The organism is Nocardioides sp. NPDC058538 (genome assembly GCF_042719275.1).
In the GTDB taxonomy this organism is placed as follows: domain Bacteria; phylum Actinomycetota; class Actinomycetes; order Propionibacteriales; family Nocardioidaceae; genus Nocardioides.
Genome location: NZ_JBHXNY010000002.1, coordinates 155,640 through 173,230, shown reverse-complemented (window position 1 = coordinate 173,230; position 17,591 = coordinate 155,640). Strand labels below are relative to the sequence as shown.

Annotated in this window: 20 protein-coding genes; 5 read left to right on the top strand and 15 right to left on the bottom strand. The window is 70.3% G+C overall.

Going from position 1 to position 17,591, the window contains the following annotated elements:
• Positions 1-2 precede the first annotated feature (2 nt).
• A complete protein-coding gene (locus ACFWQC_RS02810) occupies positions 3-638 on the top strand; it encodes a GGDEF domain-containing protein (protein ID WP_378672755.1) in 636 nt (211 codons plus the stop codon).
• A 120-nt stretch (positions 639-758) separates the two neighbouring features.
• On the opposite strand, the gene ACFWQC_RS02805 is transcribed toward ACFWQC_RS02810, so the two are convergent.
• The 3 genes from ACFWQC_RS02805 to ACFWQC_RS02795 form a co-directional block, all read right to left on the bottom strand.
• Positions 759-1,601, bottom strand: coding sequence for an SDR family oxidoreductase (locus tag ACFWQC_RS02805; RefSeq protein WP_378672752.1), 843 nt, complete (start codon positions 1,599-1,601; stop codon positions 759-761).
• Complete coding sequence (locus tag ACFWQC_RS02800; protein WP_378672749.1) at positions 1,598-2,065, bottom strand: peroxiredoxin; 468 nt, start codon at positions 2,063-2,065, stop codon at positions 1,598-1,600. Before ACFWQC_RS02800 ends, ACFWQC_RS02805 begins: the two co-directional genes overlap by 4 nt.
• 112 nt (positions 2,066-2,177) lie before the next feature.
• Entirely contained in the window at positions 2,178-2,936 is a 759-nt protein-coding gene (locus ACFWQC_RS02795) for a hypothetical protein (protein ID WP_378672746.1), read from the bottom strand.
• 165 nt (positions 2,937-3,101) lie between these two features.
• On the opposite strand from ACFWQC_RS02795, the gene ACFWQC_RS02790 reads away from it, so the two are divergent.
• Genes ACFWQC_RS02790 through ACFWQC_RS02780 form a run of 3 tightly spaced genes read left to right on the top strand, consistent with a single transcriptional unit; the run spans position 3,102 to position 6,155 of the window.
• Entirely contained in the window at positions 3,102-3,317 is a 216-nt protein-coding gene (locus ACFWQC_RS02790) for a hypothetical protein (RefSeq protein WP_378672743.1), read from the top strand.
• Positions 3,318-3,369: 52 nt separating this feature from the next.
• Complete coding sequence (locus ACFWQC_RS02785) at positions 3,370-4,701, top strand: MFS transporter (RefSeq protein WP_378672740.1); 1,332 nt, start codon at positions 3,370-3,372, stop codon at positions 4,699-4,701.
• Positions 4,698-6,155 (top strand): pyridoxal phosphate-dependent decarboxylase family protein, encoded by a 1,458-nt coding sequence (locus ACFWQC_RS02780; RefSeq protein WP_378672737.1) that lies wholly within the window; start codon positions 4,698-4,700, stop codon positions 6,153-6,155. Before ACFWQC_RS02785 ends, ACFWQC_RS02780 begins: the two co-directional genes overlap by 4 nt.
• On the opposite strand, the gene ACFWQC_RS02775 is transcribed toward ACFWQC_RS02780, so the two are convergent.
• The 9 genes from ACFWQC_RS02775 to ACFWQC_RS02735 form a co-directional block, all read right to left on the bottom strand.
• Positions 6,139-6,435: a DUF3618 domain-containing protein gene (locus ACFWQC_RS02775; RefSeq protein ID WP_378672735.1), complete on the bottom strand. Its 297-nt coding sequence runs from the start codon at positions 6,433-6,435 to the stop codon at positions 6,139-6,141. The genes ACFWQC_RS02780 and ACFWQC_RS02775 overlap by 17 nt on opposite strands.
• Entirely contained in the window at positions 6,432-6,866 is a 435-nt protein-coding gene (locus tag ACFWQC_RS02770; RefSeq protein WP_378672732.1) for a phage holin family protein, read from the bottom strand. Before ACFWQC_RS02770 ends, ACFWQC_RS02775 begins: the two co-directional genes overlap by 4 nt.
• The gene (locus ACFWQC_RS02765; RefSeq protein ID WP_378672729.1) at positions 6,863-7,186 is read right to left on the bottom strand and encodes a hypothetical protein; all 324 of its coding nucleotides are present in this window, start codon (positions 7,184-7,186) and stop codon (positions 6,863-6,865) included. The genes ACFWQC_RS02770 and ACFWQC_RS02765 overlap by 4 nt, the downstream gene beginning before the upstream one ends.
• A gap of 63 nt (positions 7,187-7,249) precedes the next feature.
• On the bottom strand, positions 7,250-7,885 hold the full coding sequence (locus ACFWQC_RS02760; protein ID WP_378672726.1) for a TetR/AcrR family transcriptional regulator: 636 nt from the start codon (positions 7,883-7,885) through the stop codon (positions 7,250-7,252).
• Entirely contained in the window at positions 7,885-8,739 is an 855-nt protein-coding gene (locus ACFWQC_RS02755) for an esterase/lipase family protein (protein WP_378672724.1), read from the bottom strand. Before ACFWQC_RS02755 ends, ACFWQC_RS02760 begins: the two co-directional genes overlap by 1 nt.
• Positions 8,740-8,821: 82 nt before the next feature.
• Entirely contained in the window at positions 8,822-10,312 is a 1,491-nt protein-coding gene (locus ACFWQC_RS02750; RefSeq protein ID WP_378672721.1) for a sodium:solute symporter, read from the bottom strand.
• A gap of 11 nt (positions 10,313-10,323) precedes the next feature.
• Positions 10,324-11,946 carry a thiamine pyrophosphate-binding protein gene (locus tag ACFWQC_RS02745; RefSeq protein ID WP_378672718.1) on the bottom strand — a complete coding sequence of 541 codons (1,623 nt, stop codon included), beginning with the start codon at positions 11,944-11,946 and terminating at the stop codon, positions 10,324-10,326.
• Entirely contained in the window at positions 11,946-12,893 is a 948-nt protein-coding gene (gene speB, locus ACFWQC_RS02740) for an agmatinase (protein ID WP_378672716.1), read from the bottom strand. Before speB ends, ACFWQC_RS02745 begins: the two co-directional genes overlap by 1 nt.
• A gap of 52 nt (positions 12,894-12,945) precedes the next feature.
• Positions 12,946-14,520 (bottom strand): purine-cytosine permease family protein, encoded by a 1,575-nt coding sequence (locus tag ACFWQC_RS02735; protein ID WP_378672713.1) that lies wholly within the window; start codon positions 14,518-14,520, stop codon positions 12,946-12,948.
• A gap of 203 nt (positions 14,521-14,723) precedes the next feature.
• Between ACFWQC_RS02735 and ACFWQC_RS02730 the strand changes: the two genes are divergently transcribed.
• Complete coding sequence (locus ACFWQC_RS02730) at positions 14,724-15,662, top strand: Lrp/AsnC family transcriptional regulator (RefSeq protein WP_378672711.1); 939 nt, start codon at positions 14,724-14,726, stop codon at positions 15,660-15,662.
• A 25-nt stretch (positions 15,663-15,687) separates the two neighbouring features.
• Here the strand turns inward: ACFWQC_RS02730 and ACFWQC_RS02725 are convergent, their stop codons facing one another.
• Genes ACFWQC_RS02725 through ACFWQC_RS02715 form a run of 3 tightly spaced genes read right to left on the bottom strand, consistent with a single transcriptional unit; the run spans position 15,688 to position 17,590 of the window.
• Entirely contained in the window at positions 15,688-15,948 is a 261-nt protein-coding gene (locus ACFWQC_RS02725; RefSeq protein ID WP_378672709.1) for a hypothetical protein, read from the bottom strand.
• 26 nt (positions 15,949-15,974) lie between these two features.
• Positions 15,975-16,784: a MaoC family dehydratase N-terminal domain-containing protein gene (locus tag ACFWQC_RS02720; RefSeq protein WP_378672706.1), complete on the bottom strand. Its 810-nt coding sequence runs from the start codon at positions 16,782-16,784 to the stop codon at positions 15,975-15,977.
• Entirely contained in the window at positions 16,781-17,590 is an 810-nt protein-coding gene (locus tag ACFWQC_RS02715) for an HpcH/HpaI aldolase/citrate lyase family protein (RefSeq protein WP_378673079.1), read from the bottom strand. The genes ACFWQC_RS02720 and ACFWQC_RS02715 overlap by 4 nt, the downstream gene beginning before the upstream one ends.
• Position 17,591 lies beyond the last annotated feature (1 nt).

Sequence of the window (17,591 nt, the reverse complement as noted above, 5' to 3'; positions counted from 1 at the left end):
CCTTGCTCACCGCAACCGCTGGCGCATTCGGCTACGGACTCTGGCAGAGGCATCGCCGACACCTCGAGGCGCGCAAGCTGGACGAGGCGCGAGAGCGGACTCAAGAGCTCCAAGCCGAAGTCGGCAAGTTCATCGCGCAGGTCGAGGCATTGAACCGTGACGGCCTCACCGGCCTCTTGACGCGGGATCAGTGGGAGTCGGAGGCCGCCGTGCTGCTGGCCAGAGGCCAAGCGCAAGCGATGCTGTGGATCGACCTCGATCGATTCAAGGATGTGAACTCGACATTCGGGCACCTGGCCGGAAACGCGGTCCTCGCGGAGATCGGCAAGCGACTGCGGACGCGGGATGACGGTAGCCTCGCGGGTCGATTCGGCGGCGACGAGTTCGTCATGATTCTCCCGTATCAGCCTGCGGCAGCAGCGCTCGAACAGATCTCGGAGCAGTTGTGCACACCGATCACTGTCACAACACCCCTCGACCCGACTCCGAAGACGGTGACCCCGAGCGCGTCGATCGGCGTCGCACTGTGGTCCACCGCGGCGCCCCCTGGGGTGCCTCCCTTGTTGGACCTCTCAGATCGTGCCATGCGTGTGGCCAAGAAGTCGGGCGGCTGCGTGACTATGACCCACAGAGCCTGATCCGTCGTGAGTCCCGCCGTTTGGGCTGGGCTTCGCGCCAGTCCACAACTGGGTCGGACGCCTGTGCGACCGACGCCTCCGTCAGGAGTGACACCACCGGACTGGCCCGGCGCCTGAGGCCTACTCGCTCGCGGCGAGGTAGGCGCGAAGGCTGAGGGGCTCGCGCCCGGTGAGAGTGGCGACGGCGGTGCTGACTCCGTCGAGCTGACCTGCGGCGATCGCGGTGTAGGTGGAGACCCAGGCGTCGTACTGCCAGTCGGGCGCCTCCCATCGGCGACGCGACGCGTAGGCCTCCTCGATCGTCTCGTCGTGATAGCGCACCTCATGCCCGCGGTGCTCGGTGAGGATGTCCGCGACCTCGCTCATCGTGAGCGCCTCGGGGCCGGTGAGGTCGTAGGTGAGTCCTCGGTGATCCTGCGGCGCCGTGAGCGTCGCGACGGCGGAGCGCGCCACGTCGGCCCGTGCGACCGCCGCGAAGCGCCCGTTGCCGGCCGGACCACGGATGACGCCGTCCTCTCCGACCAACGAGGGGAGGAAGTCGAGGTAGAAGTTGTCGCGCAGCAGGGTGTAGTCCATCCCGCTCTCCTTGATCCGCTCCTCGGTAGCGAAGTGGTCGCGCGCGAGCGTGAAGACGGCATCCGGCGCGGCACCGAAGAAGGATGTGTAGACGATGTGCTCGACCCCTGCCGATGCGGCGGCGTCGACGAAGGTGAGGTGCTGCTCCAGGCGGTCCGCCGACTCCGAGGCCGAGACCATGAGCACGGTCTGTACGCCGTCGAGCGCTCTCACCGCGGCCTCGCTGTCGCCGTAGGTGACCGCGAACACTTCGGCTCCCGGGATCTCGGGGGCCCTGGCGGTGTCACGTACGAGAAGTCGGAGGGTGGCGCCTGAGCCGCCGAGCGCACGGGCGACGGCACCGCCGACGAAGCCCGTGGTCCCGGTGACGGCGACGGTGGTTGTCATTCCACGTCATCCCTGAGCGCGGCGAGGGCCTCGTCGGCGTGGATCTCGGCCTTGAGCATGCCCTCGACGACGGCCTTGATCCGAGCGTCGGTGCCGATCACGAAGGTCGTACGCTGCAGCGGACCGAGCTTGCCGAGGAGGCTGCGCTTCACGCCGTAGAGCTCGGCCACCGAACCGGAAGGATCGGAGAGGACGGGATAGTCGAGGTCGTGGTTGGCGGCGAAGCCGGCCTGCTTCTCCACGCTGTCCTTGCTGATCCCGAGCCGGTGGGCGCCGATCGCCTCGAACTCACCGGCGAGGTCGCGGAAGTGGCAGGCCTCCTTGGTGCACACCGGCGTCTCGGCGGCCGGATAGAAGAAGAGCACCACGGGACCCTTCTCGATCAGTGACGAGAGGGTGACGGACGTACCGTCCTGGGCGGGGAGCGTGAAGTCGGGCGCGACGGCACCGGTCTCGAGCGGCATGGCGCCAACCTACTCGGCACCTCCACGACCCGAGCTCGAGCCCGCCGGCGAAGGGACGTGGGAGGCCTGAGGTCACCAGGTGACCTCAGGACTCCCACGTCGCCTCGTCGAGCTAGCGGTTCCGGAGCCAGAACGCCCCAGACGCGTCGGCGTACGTGTACGCGTCACCGGCGTAGTACAGCCGGTAGTTGCGCGAGCTGGGCGGGTTCCACACGATCGCGACTGTCCCCCGCCTGCCGGCCTGCCCCGATGTCTTCGCCGACCTCACCGTGCGCCAGACGCCGTCCTTCTTCACCTGCAGCTTCACGGTCTTCCCGACCTGGCGGACACCGTTCCTGGTGAGCGTGCCGGTGACCTTCCACGAGTGGTCGCCGGACTTCGTCTTGCCGCTATAGGCGATCTGCGAGGCACGGCGAGTGTTCGATACGGTGAACGTCTTCGTGGCGGTCCGTTTCGTCTCGGCGAACGTCTCCCAGTCGACGACCGTCACGATGGCCTTGGCGGTGTAGGTGCCTCGTTTGTCGAGGTAGTGGCAGAACATGGACCCGTCGAGGGTGAACGTGTACGTGCCGTTGGCCGTCACGGACCTGTAGTCGAAGTTCATGTCGAAGATGGACCTGTCGGGGGCGGTGACGCGCAGCTCGACGTCGATGTCACCACCTTCGCCACCGAGGCCGCTGACGGGAACGGTGACCTTGTAGTCGTTGCCGTAGTAGCAACCGGTCCCGTACGAGGGGAACTTGAACGACGGGGCCGACACCGTGACCGTTCCGATCGATGCGGCAGACGCGGCCGGCACGAAGCCGGGGATCGTGAAGGAGGCGAGGAGCAGGGCGATGGTGGTGAGGAGTCCACCGAGGATTCTTCTCATAGAGGAACTTCGACTTTCAGGATGGCGGTTCGGGCTCGCTGCGAGCCGGGCACGGCGAGCAGTTTCCTCTATTCGAGCCGGCGCCACAGCCGGGATCGGCGCCCACGTACCCAACGCGGGGTATGCGCCGTTTCGGGCGGCCGCGCGTGGGAGGCTCGGACCTCGATGATCACGGCATCCCCGAGGAAAGAAACCCGAAGCCGCGGGCCGACAGGCTGGAAGCAATCGCAAAGCACGAGGGCGGCAGCTGCGGCGTACGCGGACCTTCTCGTCGACGGCGACACCTCGTTCGCGGCGCTCACTCTCGAGGAGACCGTGGACGCCGCGTTCGCCCATGGCGGTCCGGTCAAGGAGGCTTTCGTACGCCGCTACCTGTGGTGACGATGAAGCGAATCCCGGACGGCGAGGGCTAGTCCACGGCACTATGTCGGGCATGCCCGACAGCCCGACCCTCCCGCTCGGCGTACGGATCGGCTACGGCTCCGGCTCCGTGGCGACCGGAACGTTCGGCACGATCCCGGGCCTGATGCTGCTCCCGTACCTGACCGACAGCCTCGGCATCGCGGCACTGGCGGCGGGGTTCATCGTGTTCGCGCCGAAGGCGTGGGATGTCGTGCTGAACCCGATCGCGGGCCGGATCAGCGACCGGACCGTGGACCCACGAGGGCCGCGGCGGCCGTGGCTGCGAAGAGCCGGGATCGGGCTGGCGGTGACGTTCGCGCTGCTGTTCGCGGCGCCGTCGATGGCGACCGGGCTCGAGGCGTTGTGGGTGCTGATCCTGTTCCTGGCCTGTGCGACGGCGTACGCGTTCTTCCAGGTGCCCTACGTCGCCATGCCCGCCGAGCTGACCGAGTCCTACGACGAACGCACCCGGCTGATGACCTGGCGGGTCGCGATCCTGGCGCTCACCATCCTGCTCGCCGGCGCGACCGCGCCGATGATCCGCGACGCGGTCGGCGGCCGCGACGGCTATCGCGTGATGGGCGTGGTGATGGCGGTGCTCATCCTGGTCGGCGTGTTCAGTGCGTACGTCGGCACCCGCCGGGCGCCGGTCCACACCGTCCAGCCGGGGCCGGGCAGCCTGCGCGACCAGCTGAGGATCGTCGCGGCCGCGCCCGACTTCCGCCGGCTGCTCATCACGTTCGTGATCCAGGCCGTCGCGTTCGGGGCGATGCTGGCCGGCGTCGACTACCTCGCCGGCGACGTGATCGGCCGCGACGGCGCGGCGACGATCCTGTTCGTCTGCTTCGTCGGCCCCGCGCTGCTGCTCACCCCCGCGTGGGCGGCGCTCGGCGCCAGGATCGGCAAGACGAACGGGTACGTGGCCGCCTCGGTCGTCCTCGCCGCCGGCGCGCTGCTCGCCGCGACCGCCCAGACCGCGCCGGTGGCGCTGGTCTATGCCGCGGTGGTGCTCGTCGGGACCGGGTACGCCGGGTGCCAGGTCTTCCCGATGGCGATGCTTCCCGACGCGGCCGCTGTCGACGCCCGGCGCAGCGGGTCGAGCCGGATCGGCGTCTACACCGGCGTGTGGACCGCCGGCGAGACCCTCGGGCTCGCGCTCGGGCCCGGCGTCTACGCCGCGGTGCTCGCGATCGGCGGCTACCGCTCCTCGACCGGGAGCGACGTCGCCCAGCCGGACTCGGCACTGACCGCGATCACGCTCGGCTTCTCGGTGCTGCCGGCCTGCCTGGCTCTCCTCAGCCTGCTCTGGCTGCGGCGCTACTCGCTCACTGCCGACGACGTTGATGGGACCGTGACCGTATGACCGACGCCTTGACCCAGCTCCGCGCGATGCAGGCCGCCGACCTGCCCGTGCACGGCGGCCGCACGCTGGCCTACGTCTACGACTCCGGCCTGCCCGACATCGACCGGATCGGCCGCGAGGCCGTCGCGGCCTACGCCGGCTCCAACGGCCTGGACCCGACGGCCTTCCCGAGCCTGCTCCGGATGGAGAACGAGGTGGTCGGCGCGGCCGCCGACCTGCTCGATGCCCCGGACACGGTCGTCGGCACGGTCACCTCCGGTGGCACCGAGTCGGTGCTGCTCGCGGTGCAGGCCGCGCGCGATGCCCATCGCGGGATCGAGCGGCCGCGGATGGTGCTCCCCACGAGCGAGCACGCCGCGTTCCACAAGGCCGCGCACTACTTCGGCGTCGAGGCGGTGCTGGTGCCGGTCGGGCCCGACTTCCGGGCGGATCCGGCCGCGATGGCCGCGGCGATGGACGAGCGCACCGTACTGGTCGTCGCCTCGGCGCCGTCCTACGCGCACGGGGTCGTCGACCCGGTCACCGCGATCGCGGCGGCCGCGGCCGAGCGCGGGATCCGCTGCCACGTCGACGCGTGCATCGGTGGCTGGGTGCTGCCCTACGCGACCCGGCTGGGGCGGGACGTACCGGCCTGGACGTTCGCGGTCGAGGGCGTCACCTCGATCTCCGTCGACCTGCACAAGTACGCCTACGCCCCCAAGGGCACCTCGGTGCTGCTGCACCGCACCCCGGAGCTGCGGCGGCCGCAGTTCTTCGCCTCGGCCGCCTGGCCGGGCTACACCATGCTCAACTCCACGATGCAGTCGACGAAGTCGGGCGGACCGCTGGCCGGTGCCTGGGCGGTGCTGCGCTCGTTGGGCGATGAGGGGTACGAGCGGCTCGCCCGCGACGTCTTCGAGGCGGTGGACCGGATCCGCGACGGGGTCGGCGAGATGCCCGAGCTCGCCGTGGTCAGCAGTCCCGACTCGACGCTTCTCGCACTCACCACCGACGGCAGCTGCGACCCGTTCACGGTCTGCGACGAGATGGCGGCACGTGGCTGGTACCTCCAGCCGCAGATGTCCTTCGCCGGCCGCCCCGCCACGATCCACCTGTCGGTGAGCGCAGCGACGCTCCCCCACGTACCGGAACTCCTCGCCGCTCTCGGCGAGGCGGTCGCGGCCGCCGTGGCGGCGGGCCCGGTCACGGTCGACCCGGCCGTCGCCACGTTCATCGGCGACCTCGACCCGAACTCGTTGTCGCAGGAGGATTTCGACGGCCTGCTGCTCGCCGCCGGGCTCGTCGGCGCCGCCGGCGCAGAGGGCGACCCTTCGACAAGCTCAGGACACCGCCTCGCGCTGCCACAGCGGATGGCCGAGGTCAACGCAATGCTCGACCTCGCCTCCGCCGCGATGCGCGAGGCGCTGCTCGTGGCCTTTCTCGACCGGCTGACCCGGCCTACTCGACGTCGCTGAGCCGGCGGCGCTTCCTCCGGGCCAGCATCAGGATCAGGCTGAGCACGATCGCGGCGACGATGCCGCTCCGGATCTGTACGTCTCGGGACCTGGCGGCCACCTGCGCACGCTGCTTCACCTCGTGAGCCTTCTCCTTCCCGCGCGTCTTCACATCCAGTCGCGCGGCGAGCTCGTCGAGGGTGTCGGCCATCTCGTGTCGGGTGGTGTCCAGATCGGCCTCCACCGCGGCGATGCTGTCGTCGCCGGACTCGGCTGGTCGGCTGACGTGGTCGTTCGTCATGGCGTACTCCTCGGTGTGTGGTCCTCGGCGTTGCGGTGCTTGACGGCTTCCACGTCCCGCCTGAGGTTCTCGGTGGCGCGTTCGGGCTTCATCGGGGTCCCCTCGGAGACCTGCTTCTTCCCGAACAGGGCGATGCCGCCGGCGATCGCCAGGAGCACGACTCCGACCAGCACCGCGGCGAGCCAGGCGTCCATGACCAGCGCCAGGGCGATGATCGCCGCGGCGATCAGCACCCCGACGCCGTAGAGAGCCACCAGGCCGGCGGCGCCGAACGCCCCGGCCCCCTTGCCGGTGTGCTTGGCCTTCTCGGTCAGCTCGAGCCGGGCGAGCTCGAGCTCGCCGCGCATGAGGGTGGACATCTCCGTGGAGAGCCGCGAGACCAGCTCACCCATCGATGCGTCGGTCTGACGATCGGAATGAGGAAGCGTCACGACTCCCACCCCCGCGGCATGTCGGTCACCGGGTCCGTGGTGGTGTGGGGACGCGGGGTGCTCGGCGTCGTCTGGGGAGTCGAGGTGGATGCCGACGGCGGCGTGGAGTCGCCAGGCATCTTGTCCCGCACGGTGTCCTTGGCCATGTCGACCTTCTCCTCGGCCACGATCCGAGCGCGGTGCGCCTTCTCCTGGACACGCGGGTCGTGCCACAGGCTCTGTGCCTTGGCCACCATCGCGTCGTACCGCTCACGTCCAGCGCGAGCGCCGAGAACGTAGCCGATACCGAAGGCAGCGAGCCATCCTGGTTTCTTGAACATGTGTTCCTCCTCATCGCTGTACAACTGGCCGGTACCCAGGTGGCGAGGAGATACACGGGCGACCTACGCCGGAGGATCCGCGGTGAGCAGGACGAGCGCGAGGTCGGCCAGCTGGGTCTCGCGCGCCTCGCGGTTCGAGCGCGACTGATGCAGCGCCCAGTCGTAGACGATGGCGGTCACCGCACCCACGAGAGCCAGCGCGGCGAAGCGCCAGTCACGATCGACGATCTCGCCCCGGCCCACGGAGGCGGCGCACTCGGTGCCCACGATGTCGACCAGGGTCTCGCGGTAGTCGAGCCGGAGCTTCTCGATACGTGGGCTCGCGCCCATGATCTCCACGAACGCGATCCGGGCGACGCGGGGGTCCTTGAGCATCGGGTCGAGATAGGCCAGCACCGCTGCCGGCACCCGCTCGAAGATCGGCTCACCGGCGGTCGCCGCCAAGGAGGTCGCCACTCGCGCGTAGGAGTCGGCGGTGATCCGGTCGTAGAGGTCGACGAAGAGATCCTCCTTGCCGGGATAGATCTCGTAGAAGTGCCGCGTCGACACCTTCGAGGCGGCACAGACACCCGGGATCGTGGTCGCCGCGTAGCCCTGCGTGCCGATGATCTCCTTGGCGGTCTCCAGAAGCCGCTGGCGGCGCTGGGCGTCACGCTCCTCGCGGGTCAGCCCGCCGTACGAACGGCCCTCCTGCGCCATCAGCCGGGCGACCCGACCGAGCAGACGAAGGGGGCCGCGCCGGCCGGGTCGAGCGCGTTCTTCACCAGGTGCCAGACGTTGGTGTCGTAGGCCTCGCCGATGTGACCGACCGGGTCGTGCGGGCAGACGTCCTGCACGTAGGTGTTGGCGACGCCCGGCTCGCGCACGAACGCGGTCTCGGTGGGCGTGACCAGCTCGTCGTACCTCGACTGGATGATCGTGTACGTCACCCCGGGCTGCGCGATCGGACCGTTCGTCAGGGTGCGTACGGCGCTGCCGTCGGTGACCAGCTGGGTGCAGGCCACACAGCCGAAGGTGGTCAGGACCTGCCCTGCCAGCTCGTCGGCGCCCAGGGCCATGCCGAGCCGGTAGAGGCCGGCGAACGTGGTGCCGTGGGTCGGCGGCGCGATGGCGACGACCTTGTCGATCCGGGCGGAGATGCCCTGCGTCTTGGTGACGTAGAGCGTCTGGAACCCACCCTCGGAGTGGCCGACCAGGTCGGCCTTCGCGGCGCCGGTCTGCGCCAGCACGTTCTGGACGAACGCCTTGATCTGCGCGGCCGACCTGGCGATGTCCCCCACCCCGCCGACGAACGGACCGTACGCACCGGTGCCGTAGGTCAGGCTGTAGGTGCAGTAGCCCTGCGCTGCCACGTCGGCCTGGAGGAAGTTGAGGTCCTCGTCCTTGTTGGCTCCCAGGCCGTGCAGGAAGACGACCGGGTTGGGGTGGTCGGCCGATGGCCGGCACGCGGCGTCGTTGACGCCTCCCGCCGCCTGCGCCGGTGGGGCGATCAGCAGGGTCGAGGCCGCGAGCAGCACCACGACGGCACGGATGACAGCAGAACGCTTGACCATGACAGACCACTCTTTCCCCAGACAAACCGGTCACAGCCGACCCTAGGACGAGCGCGCGAATTTGACAATATGCCTTTTCAGATTAGCGCTCCTCGGTGGCCAGAGCGGTCGTGACGCCGGTTTCGTCACAGGTCTCTCCACCCGCGAGTCGATCGGTCCACTCGCGCATCACCGCGGGGTCGGTCGGGCGGGTGAGCAGGCTGACCACGACGTACGCCACGGCGCTGACCGCGAGGCCCGCGTAGACCGGCTCGTTGGCGAGGACGTCGCCGACGATCGCCATCGTCGCCAGGGTCGTGGCGGTGCCGGCGGCCATCGCCACCACCGCCGCCGCACCCGTCGCTCGGCGCCAGAGGAAGCCACCCAGGATCGGCACCAGCAGACCGCCGACGAGGATGTCGTAGGCGATCGTCAGAGCCGAGACGACGTCGTCGAGCAGCGAGGCGATCACGACGACGACGGCACCGGTGGCGACGACGTAGATCCGGTTGGCCAGCACGTCGTGCTCGGGGTTCTCCGCCTCGTCCTGGACGCGCGCGGGAGTGCGCCCGATCAGCCGGGCGAGGAGCGGCTGTACGTCGGTGCGGGCCACCGTCGCGGTCGCGATCAGGGCGCCCGAGGCCGTCGACATCATCGCTGCCACAGCGGCGGCGAGCACCAGGCCCGTGACGCCGACAGGGAGGATCGACTCGGCGATCGTGGCGTAGACGTCGTTGCGGTCCTCGACAGTGACGAACGTGGAGGCCGCGGTGCCGATCAGCGCGCCGGCCACACCGTAGAGCAGGCAGTAGACACCGGCCGCGGTTCCACCCCAGCGTGCGACCTGCGGCGAACGGGCGGTGAAGACCCGCTGCCAGATGTCCTGCCCGATCAGCATCCCGAAGGTGTAGACGACGACGTAGGTGATCACGGTGCCGGTGCCGATCGCGCCGAGGTCGAAGACGGAGTCCGTCGCCCTGGCCCTGATCCCGTCGAGACCGCCGGCGTGGTTCCAGGTGAAGGGCAGCAGCAGTACGAAGATGCCGACGGTCTGCAGGACGAACTGCACCATGTCCGTCAGGGTGATCGACCACATCCCGCCGATGGTGGAGTAGATCACCACGATGACGCCGCCGATCAGCACGGAGACGACTCGGTCGGTCCCGAACAGGACGTTGAACACGGTCGCGTACGCCATCGTGGAGGTGACCGCCAGCATCAGCGTGTAGGCCACCATGACCACGCCCGATGCCGCGGTCGCGCCGACCCCGTAGCGCAGTGCCAGCATCTGGGCCACGGTGAAGATCCGTAGCCGCTGGATCTTCCCGGCGAAGAACAGACTGAGCGCCAGGACGCCGAGGGCGATCGCCGCCACCAGCCACGCCCCGGAGAGACCGTACTCGTAGCCGAGCGCGACCCCGCCGACGGTCGAGGCTCCGCCGAGGACGAGCGCGGACAGGGTGCCGGTGTAGAGCACCGGTCCGAGCCGGCGGCCGGCGACGAGGAAGTCGGAGCTGTCCTTGGTCCGGGACTTGCCCCACCAGCCGAAGGCGACCATGGCGGCGAGGTAGATGACGATGATGGCGAGATCCATGAGAGGTCCGATCAGCTGGGGGCGAACATGCGAAGGACGGTCGGAAGAACCACGACAGCGGGGCCGCTGGTGGTGAAGGTGGCGGCGACGATCTCGCCGACGGTCTCGGGGGTCGCGGCGTGGACGGGGATGCCGAATGACTCGGCCAGCAGGACGAAGTCGGGACGGGTGAGCTCGGTGGCGGTGGCGGCACCGAAGGCTCCGGTCATGTACTCGCGCAGGATCCCGTAGCCGCCGTCGTCGATGATCAGCCAGGTGACGTCGGCATCGTGCTGGCGGGCGGTGGCGAGCTCGGCGATGGAGTACATCGCGCCGCCGTCGCCGGTGACCGCGAACGTACGCCGTCCGGTCCCGACGGCTGCGCCTATCGCCGAGGGAAAGGCCGGACCGAGACCGCCCGACGCCTGCGCGGTGTGGAAGCCGCCGGTGCGTGGATCCCACGCCGACCAGGCCCAGTACGCAGCGATGGTCATGTCCCAGAAGGTGTCGATGTCGTCGGGCACCGCCGCACGCAGGTCGGCGAGCAGCCGCTGCTCGGCGGCGAGGTCCTGGGCGTCGAGACGAGCCTGGACACGGGTACGCAGATCCTCGGCGACCCGCTCACCGGATCGCCTCGCCCCCGGCTCGGATCCGGCGCCGGGAAGCGCCGCCGCCAGGTCGGTGAGAGCCGCGGCGGCGTCGGCGTGGACACCGAGCACGTCGTGGTTGGAGCCGAGCACGCGGGCTTCGGCGTCCACCTGGATCACCCGGCCACGCGGGGCGAGGGTGCCGTAGTTGCTGGTCACCTCACCGAAGGAGGTGCCGACCGCGAGCAGGACGTCCGCGTCGTCGAGCAGATCGGTGGTGAACCGGTCCTCGATCCACGCGCCCGCGCTCAGCGGGTGCGCGAGCGGGATCGAGCCGTTGCCGCCGGAGGTCGAGACCACCGGCGCATCGAGGAGCTCGGCGAGGGCGACCAGCGCCTGCGGAGCGCCCGCGGAGCGGCGTACGCCTCCCCCGGCGAGGATCACCGGGCGCTGCGCCGCGGCCAGGAGCCGGGCAGCCTCGGCTGCGACCTCCGGCCGGGGCCGGCGCGGCGCGGGCACCGCTGCGGTCAGACCGGTCACCGGCGGCACCGTGACGTCCTCGAGGAGCACGTCCTGCGGGATCTCGACCCACACCGGCCCTGCCGGCGCCTCCTGGGCGGTGGCCCACGCATCGGCGAGCACGCCGGGGATGGCGGCCGCGTCCCGGACGACGACGGTGGTCTTGGTGACGTTGCGGGCGCTGGCCTGCTGGTCGTCGAGCTGGTGCAGGTAGCCCTTGCGCGCACCGCCGAGCCCGTCGCGCGGGATCTGACTGGTGATCATCAGGATCGGGACGCACGCGGCGTACGCCTCCTGGAGCGCGCCCAGCGCGGTGAGCGCCCCGGGGCCGGTGGAGCAGAACACCACGCCGACCTCGCCGGTCGTACGGGCGAATCCGTCGGCGGCGAAGACCGAGTTGTTCTCCACCCGGGAGGAGACGAAGGTCAGGTCGCTGCGGCGGATGGCGTCGAAGAGACCCAGCGCGTGCTGGCCCGGGATGCCGAACACGTGCGTCGCTCCGAGAGCGGTCAGGCTCTCGACGGTGACGTCGCCGCCGTTGCGTCCCATCACACTCCACCCAGATGGCGCATCGCGAGCAGCGAGACCAGGTCGTAGGCCACGTGCGAGGCCGCGACTCCGGTCAGCTCGGCATGGTCGTAGGCCGGGGCGACCTCGACCACGTCGGCGCCGATCAGGTTCAGGCCGACGAAGCCGCGCAGGATCTCGAGCAGCTCACGGGAGGTGAGCCCGCCGGCCTCGGGGGTGCCGGTGCCGGGGGCGTGCGCCGGGTCGAGGACGTCGATGTCGACCGAGACGTAGACGGGCCGGTCGCCGACCCGCTTCCGGATCTTCTCGACCACCTCGTCGACGCCCTGGCGGAAGACGTCGGAGGAGGTGACGATCCCGAAGCCGAAGCGACGGTCGTCCTCGAGGTCCTTCTTGCCGTAGAGGGGGCCGCGGGTGCCGACGTGGCACAGCGCCTCGGTGTCGAGGATGCCCTCCTCCACCGCCCGTCGGAACGGGGTGCCGTGGGTGTATTCGGCACCGAAGTAGGTGTCCCAGGTGTCCAGATGGGCGTCGAAGTGCACCAGCGCGACCGGGCCGTGGCGCTCGGCGGCGGCCCGCAGCAGCGGCAGCGCGATGGTGTGGTCGCCGCCGATCGTCACCAGTCGGGTGCCGCCGGCGGTGAGCTCGAGTGCGGAGGCCTGCACGGTGTCGAGCGCCTCCTCGATGTGGAACGGGTTGGCCGCGATGTCGCCCGCGTCGACCACCTGGGCCGAGGCGAACGGCGAGACGTCCAGCGCCGGGTTGTAGGGACGCAGCAGTCGCGACGACTCCCGTACGTGCGCCGGGCCGAAGCGGGCGCCCGGACGGTAGGAGACGCCGGTGTCGAACGGCACTCCGACGACCGCGATGTCGGCGTGCTCCACCTGGTCGAGGCGGGGCAGCCGCGCGAACGTCGCGAAGCCGGCGTAGCGAGGGTTCTTGGAGGCGTCGACGGGCCCGATGGGCATGGGTGGTTCTCCTTGCGTGGTGCGGTTTGCGTGGTGCGGTGTGACGTTCGGGTCAGCCGACGACGGTGGCGGCCGGTGCCGCCTCATCGTCGACCGAGATGACCGGGGTGTTCGCGGGCGGTCCGGTCGGCACCAACCGCGGCCCCTCGGGGCCGTAGGCGTCCCGCGGCTCCGGGAAGGCGAAGAGCAGGCCGAGGTAGAGCAGCGCGCCGAGCCCCATGCCGAGCGGGATGGAGATGTCGACCCCGCCGGGGATCAGCGGTGCGGCCGGACCGACGAACTGGCCGGGCAGGTTCACGAAGGTGAGCGCGACGGCGGCTGCGATCAGCCAGGCGGCCAGGCCGCGCCAGTTCCAGCCGTGGGCGAACCAGTAGCGGCCCCCGCGCCGGCGGCGGTTGAAGACCTGCAGGGAGTCGGAGTCGTACCAGCCGCGCCGGACGTACCAGCCGATCATCATCACCATCATCCAGGGCACGGTGCAGCTGACGATGAGGACGGCGAAGGCGGAGATGCTGGAGACCACGTCGAAGACGAACCGGCCGATGAAGATCACCCCGATCGCGAAGACGCCGATCAGCACCGTCGACTGGACGCGGCTGAAGCGCGGGAAGACGCTGGAGAAGTCCAGCCCGGTGCCGTAGAGCGCGGTGGTGCCGGTCGACATGCCGCCGATCAGGGCGATCAGGGCGACCGGGACGAAGTACCAGCCCGGCGCGATCGCGAGCAGGCCGGAGGCGTACGCACCAGAGGCGAAGATCTCGGGCTCGCGGGTGGCGATGATCGTCATCGAGACCAGCCCGAAGCAGAACGGTACGAGGGTGGCGATCTGCGCCAGGAACGCGGCGGCCATCGAGGAGCGTCCGGAGGTCTCGCGCGGGATGTAGCGGGCCCAGTCGCCCAGGAAGGCGCCGAAGCTGACCGGGTTGGACATCACGATCAGCGCGGAGCCGACGAAGGCCGCCCAGAAGCCGGGCTCGCCGAACGCCCCCGAACCCGAGCCGAACGCACCGGCGTAGCCCGGGTCGAAGTCGCCGGCGAAGGCGACGATGCCGAGCAGGAAGAGCAGGGTCGCGGCGATCACGGCGATCTTGTTGACCAGCAGCATGAACCGGAAGCCGTAGATGCACACGACCAGCACGAGCACGGCGAAGAGGCCGTACGCCAACGCCAGGCTCAGGTCGTTCTCCGGCAGGCCGACCGCGCGGTTGGCGCCGCCGACGAGCACGTCGCCCGAGCTCCACACCGAGATCGAGAAGAACGCGAGCGCGGTGAGCAGGGAGAGGAACGAGCCGACGATCCGGCCGTGTACGCCGAGATGGGCCGAGGAGCTGACCGAGTTGCTGGTGCCGTTGCGCGGGCCGAACAGGGCCATCGGGGCGAGGACGACCGCGCCGAGCAACAGCCCGAGCAGCGTGGCCATCAGACCATGCACGAAGGAGAGCCCGAAGAGGATCGGGAAGCTGCCGAGCACCACGGTGGCGATCGTGTTGGCACCGCCGAAGGTGAGCCGGAACAGGTCGATCGGGCGGGCGCTGCGCTCAGGGTCTGGGATCGGCTCGACGCCGTGCTGCTCGACCTCGGTGACCTTGGGAGGCGGCTGGTGCGGCGTGCTGGTGATCGGGTCCATGGGCACCGGGTCTCCTGGGATGCGGGTCGAGGGGGCCGAGATCTGCGTCACTGTAAGAGCACCGGGAACGCCCCCGCAATCGTTTCGTTCTTAACCTGGCGGTAATAGCTGTCGATATGCCGGTCAGATCTAGCGGATCCGTCATAATGGCATCCGATCCACGCCCCAGAGGATCGATCTGACCTTGGAGACGCTCTCAAAAAATGTCGAACGAAATCACGCCCGGCGTTCTCGACAGCACCGATGAGGCGATCCTCGTCCTGCTCGAGGAGGACGGTCGGCTCACCCACCGCGAGATCGCCGCCCAGGTGGGCCTCTCCCGATCAGCCGCGGCCACCCGGGTCCAGCGGCTGCTGACCGAGGGGCACATCGACGTACGCGGCGTCGTTCACCCGGCGGTTCTCGGGCATGACGTGCTCGCCCACGTCTCGGTCACCGTGGACGGCTCCGCGACCCAGGTCGCCCAGGCCGCCGCGGCGCGCGAGGACACCACCCTGGTCTCGATGACCAGCGGTCAGCATGCCCTGGTCCTGGAGCTGCGGGCGACGGACATCGGCCGCATCGACGACGCCCTCGCCGAGGTGCGCGCGATCGACGGCATCGTCACCACCGAGACCCTGCTCTACACCGAGGTCATCCGCGACGTGGCCGCCCCGGTCGGGCCCGCACCTGCCGCCGGATCTCTCGACGAGACCGACTACGCCCTGCTGCGCGCGCTGCAGACCAACGGCCGCGCCTCCTACGTCGACCTGGCCGCGAGCGTCGGCCTCTCCCCCGCCGGCACCCGCCGCCGCGTGGTCCGGCTGCTCGACGGCAACGTCGTCCGGGTCGGCGCCGTCGTCCGTCACTCGGGTCAGGAGCGGCGTACGGCGACCGGGATCGGCCTCCGTCTCGACGGCGCCGCCCACCGCCCGATCGCCGAGCAGCTCGCCCGGCTCCCCTCGGTCACCTTCGTGGCCCGCACCCTGGGTCGCTACGACGCCCTGCTCACGGTCCACACCGCCACCTCCGGCGACCTCGTCGGGGTCCTCGATCACATCCGCGAGCTCGACGGCGTCCGCGAGGTCCAGACCTGGAGCCATCTCCGCTTCGTCAAGGAGACGTACGCCTCCCTGCGTCTGGGCGCCGGCCTCGAATCGTAAGGCTCGCGGGTCAGGTCAGGTCAGGTCAGGCGTCGAGGACCGGGTCGTCGACGGCCGCCGCTGCCTCTCCGAGCAGTTCGCCGAGGACCACGACTGGCACTCCCCCGGGAAGTTCCGTGCGTACGTCGCGAAGCAGACCAAGGCACTGCTGAGCGCCGGCCTGATCACCGAGCCCGAGAAGGAGGCGCTGCAGGTGGCCGCCGTCCGGACCGACATCGGGAGGCGGTGACCCACCGAGCCGAACCTCGCCGAACCACGTAGCCGAACCACGAGGGTTGGCCAGCACCGATATCGGGCCAACCGCTGGTCCGATCAGCGGTCGGTCAGGGTGCTGATGGCGGTGACCACCCCGCGGGCATCTCGAACCTGTGCCCCACCGGAGAGACCGCCCTCCTCGGCCACAACGGTGAGGGTCTGCGGCCCGACCATCGGGGCAACGAGGCGATAGGAGAAAGTCCGTCCGACCAGCCCCGCCCCGGCGCGCCGCTGCAGCTCCCCCATCATCAGCGCCTGCAGCGGACCGTGCACGACCAGGTCGTCGTAACCCTCTTCGCGCACCCAGTTGTGGTCGTAGTGGATCCGGTGGGCGTTGTAGGTGAGGGCGGAGAAGCGGAAGAGGAAGACCTCGTCGACGGCCAGGTCGAGGCGGGCCTCACGCTCGGGCATCTCCTCACCCTCCCGCTCCGGGAGCGATCCGGATCCGGCGCCGCGGTAGACGATGTCGTTCTCGTCGACGATCAGCACCTCCCCGGACTGGGAGATCTCGTGGCGCACGGTGACGAAGGTGAGCGGGCCGGTGCTGCCCTGCTTCTGCTTCGAGGCCACGACTCGGGTGACCCGGGTGGCGGCTTCACCCAGGCGCAGCAGCCCATGAGTCGTGACCCGACCGCCGGCGAACATCCGACGTCGGCCCGGACCGGGCGGCGCCGGGATCCCGCTGGTGGCGTGCCCGTCAGGACCCAGGTCGCTCTGCCGGCGCCGCTCGAGCAGATGGATCCAGTGCCACAGCGGCGGCAAGGTCTCGGTCGGAATGTCGGTCTCGAGGAGGTTGGCGAGCGACTCGGCAGGCTGCGGGGCGATCACCTCGGTGAGGGTCACGCTCTCCGCGGTTCGGTCGGTCATCGGTGGTCTCCTGCTCTGCTCATGATGCGCTGGGCGCGGACGATGACCGGGGCGTCGACCATCTGACCGTCCAAGCGGGCGGCCCCGGTGGTGCCCGCCTCCAGGACTCGCCGCGCCCAGGCGACGTCGTCGCGACTGGGGCCCATCGCCGCGTTGACGGCGGCGACCTGGCGGGGGTGGATGCACAGCTTGCCGGTGAACCCGAGTGCACGCGCCTGCGTGGCGTCGTCGCGGGTGATCTCGTCGTCGTCGAGGTCGGTGGTCACGCTGTCGACCGGACCCGCGACCCTGGCGGCGCGGGACGCGACCACGATGGCGGAACGGGCGTGAAGCAGCGCCCGCGGCTGCGGCGCCGCGTCGATGTCGACGGCGAAGTCGAGGTGCCCGAAGGCAAGGCGCCGTACGCCGGGCGCAGCCGCGAGGTCCACGGCCCGGAGCAGCCCGAGTGCGGTCTCCAGCTGCGGGACCAGGGCGACGTCGGGCCCCAGCCGCTCGCGCAGGCGGGCAATCGCCTCGACCGACTCTGCCATGGGCAGCAGCACCGCGCGCAGACCGGGCAGGCCGGCGATCGCGGCGACGTCGTCGTCATGGTGGTCGCTGTCGGCGGGGTTGACCCGCACCGCGGCGACCCCCTCACCGGCCATCCAGGTCGCGGCAGCTCGCCGGGCCGCGTCCTTCTCCTCGGACGGCACCGCGTCCTCGAGATCGAGGATCACCATGTCGGCACCGCTGGCCACGGCCTTGGCGAAGCGCTCGGGCCGGGTGGCGGGCACGAAGAGCCACGACCGTGCCACGTTCGGGTCCATC

Coding starts and splice junctions, on each gene's coding strand:
- ACFWQC_RS02805 (WP_378672752.1), bottom strand. CDS start 1,601: ATGACAACCACCGTCGCCGTCACCGGGACCACGGGCTTCGTCGGCGGT.
- ACFWQC_RS02800 (WP_378672749.1), bottom strand. CDS start 2,065: ATGCCGCTCGAGACCGGTGCCGTCGCGCCCGACTTCACGCTCCCCGCC.
- ACFWQC_RS02795 (WP_378672746.1), bottom strand. CDS start 2,936: ATGAGAAGAATCCTCGGTGGACTCCTCACCACCATCGCCCTGCTCCTC.
- ACFWQC_RS02790 (WP_378672743.1), top strand. CDS start 3,102: ATGATCACGGCATCCCCGAGGAAAGAAACCCGAAGCCGCGGGCCGACA.
- ACFWQC_RS02785 (WP_378672740.1), top strand. CDS start 3,370: ATGCCCGACAGCCCGACCCTCCCGCTCGGCGTACGGATCGGCTACGGC.
- ACFWQC_RS02780 (WP_378672737.1), top strand. CDS start 4,698: ATGACCGACGCCTTGACCCAGCTCCGCGCGATGCAGGCCGCCGACCTG.
- ACFWQC_RS02775 (WP_378672735.1), bottom strand. CDS start 6,435: ATGACGAACGACCACGTCAGCCGACCAGCCGAGTCCGGCGACGACAGC.
- ACFWQC_RS02765 (WP_378672729.1), bottom strand. CDS start 7,186: ATGTTCAAGAAACCAGGATGGCTCGCTGCCTTCGGTATCGGCTACGTT.
- ACFWQC_RS02760 (WP_378672726.1), bottom strand. CDS start 7,885: ATGGCGCAGGAGGGCCGTTCGTACGGCGGGCTGACCCGCGAGGAGCGT.
- ACFWQC_RS02755 (WP_378672724.1), bottom strand. CDS start 8,739: ATGGTCAAGCGTTCTGCTGTCATCCGTGCCGTCGTGGTGCTGCTCGCG.
- ACFWQC_RS02750 (WP_378672721.1), bottom strand. CDS start 10,312: ATGGATCTCGCCATCATCGTCATCTACCTCGCCGCCATGGTCGCCTTC.
- ACFWQC_RS02745 (WP_378672718.1), bottom strand. CDS start 11,946: ATGGGACGCAACGGCGGCGACGTCACCGTCGAGAGCCTGACCGCTCTC.
- speB (WP_378672716.1), bottom strand. CDS start 12,893: ATGCCCATCGGGCCCGTCGACGCCTCCAAGAACCCTCGCTACGCCGGC.
- ACFWQC_RS02735 (WP_378672713.1), bottom strand. CDS start 14,520: ATGGACCCGATCACCAGCACGCCGCACCAGCCGCCTCCCAAGGTCACC.
- ACFWQC_RS02730 (WP_378672711.1), top strand. CDS start 14,724: ATGTCGAACGAAATCACGCCCGGCGTTCTCGACAGCACCGATGAGGCG.
- ACFWQC_RS02720 (WP_378672706.1), bottom strand. CDS start 16,784: ATGACCGACCGAACCGCGGAGAGCGTGACCCTCACCGAGGTGATCGCC.
- ACFWQC_RS02715 (WP_378673079.1), bottom strand. CDS start 17,590: ATGGACCCGAACGTGGCACGGTCGTGGCTCTTCGTGCCCGCCACCCGG.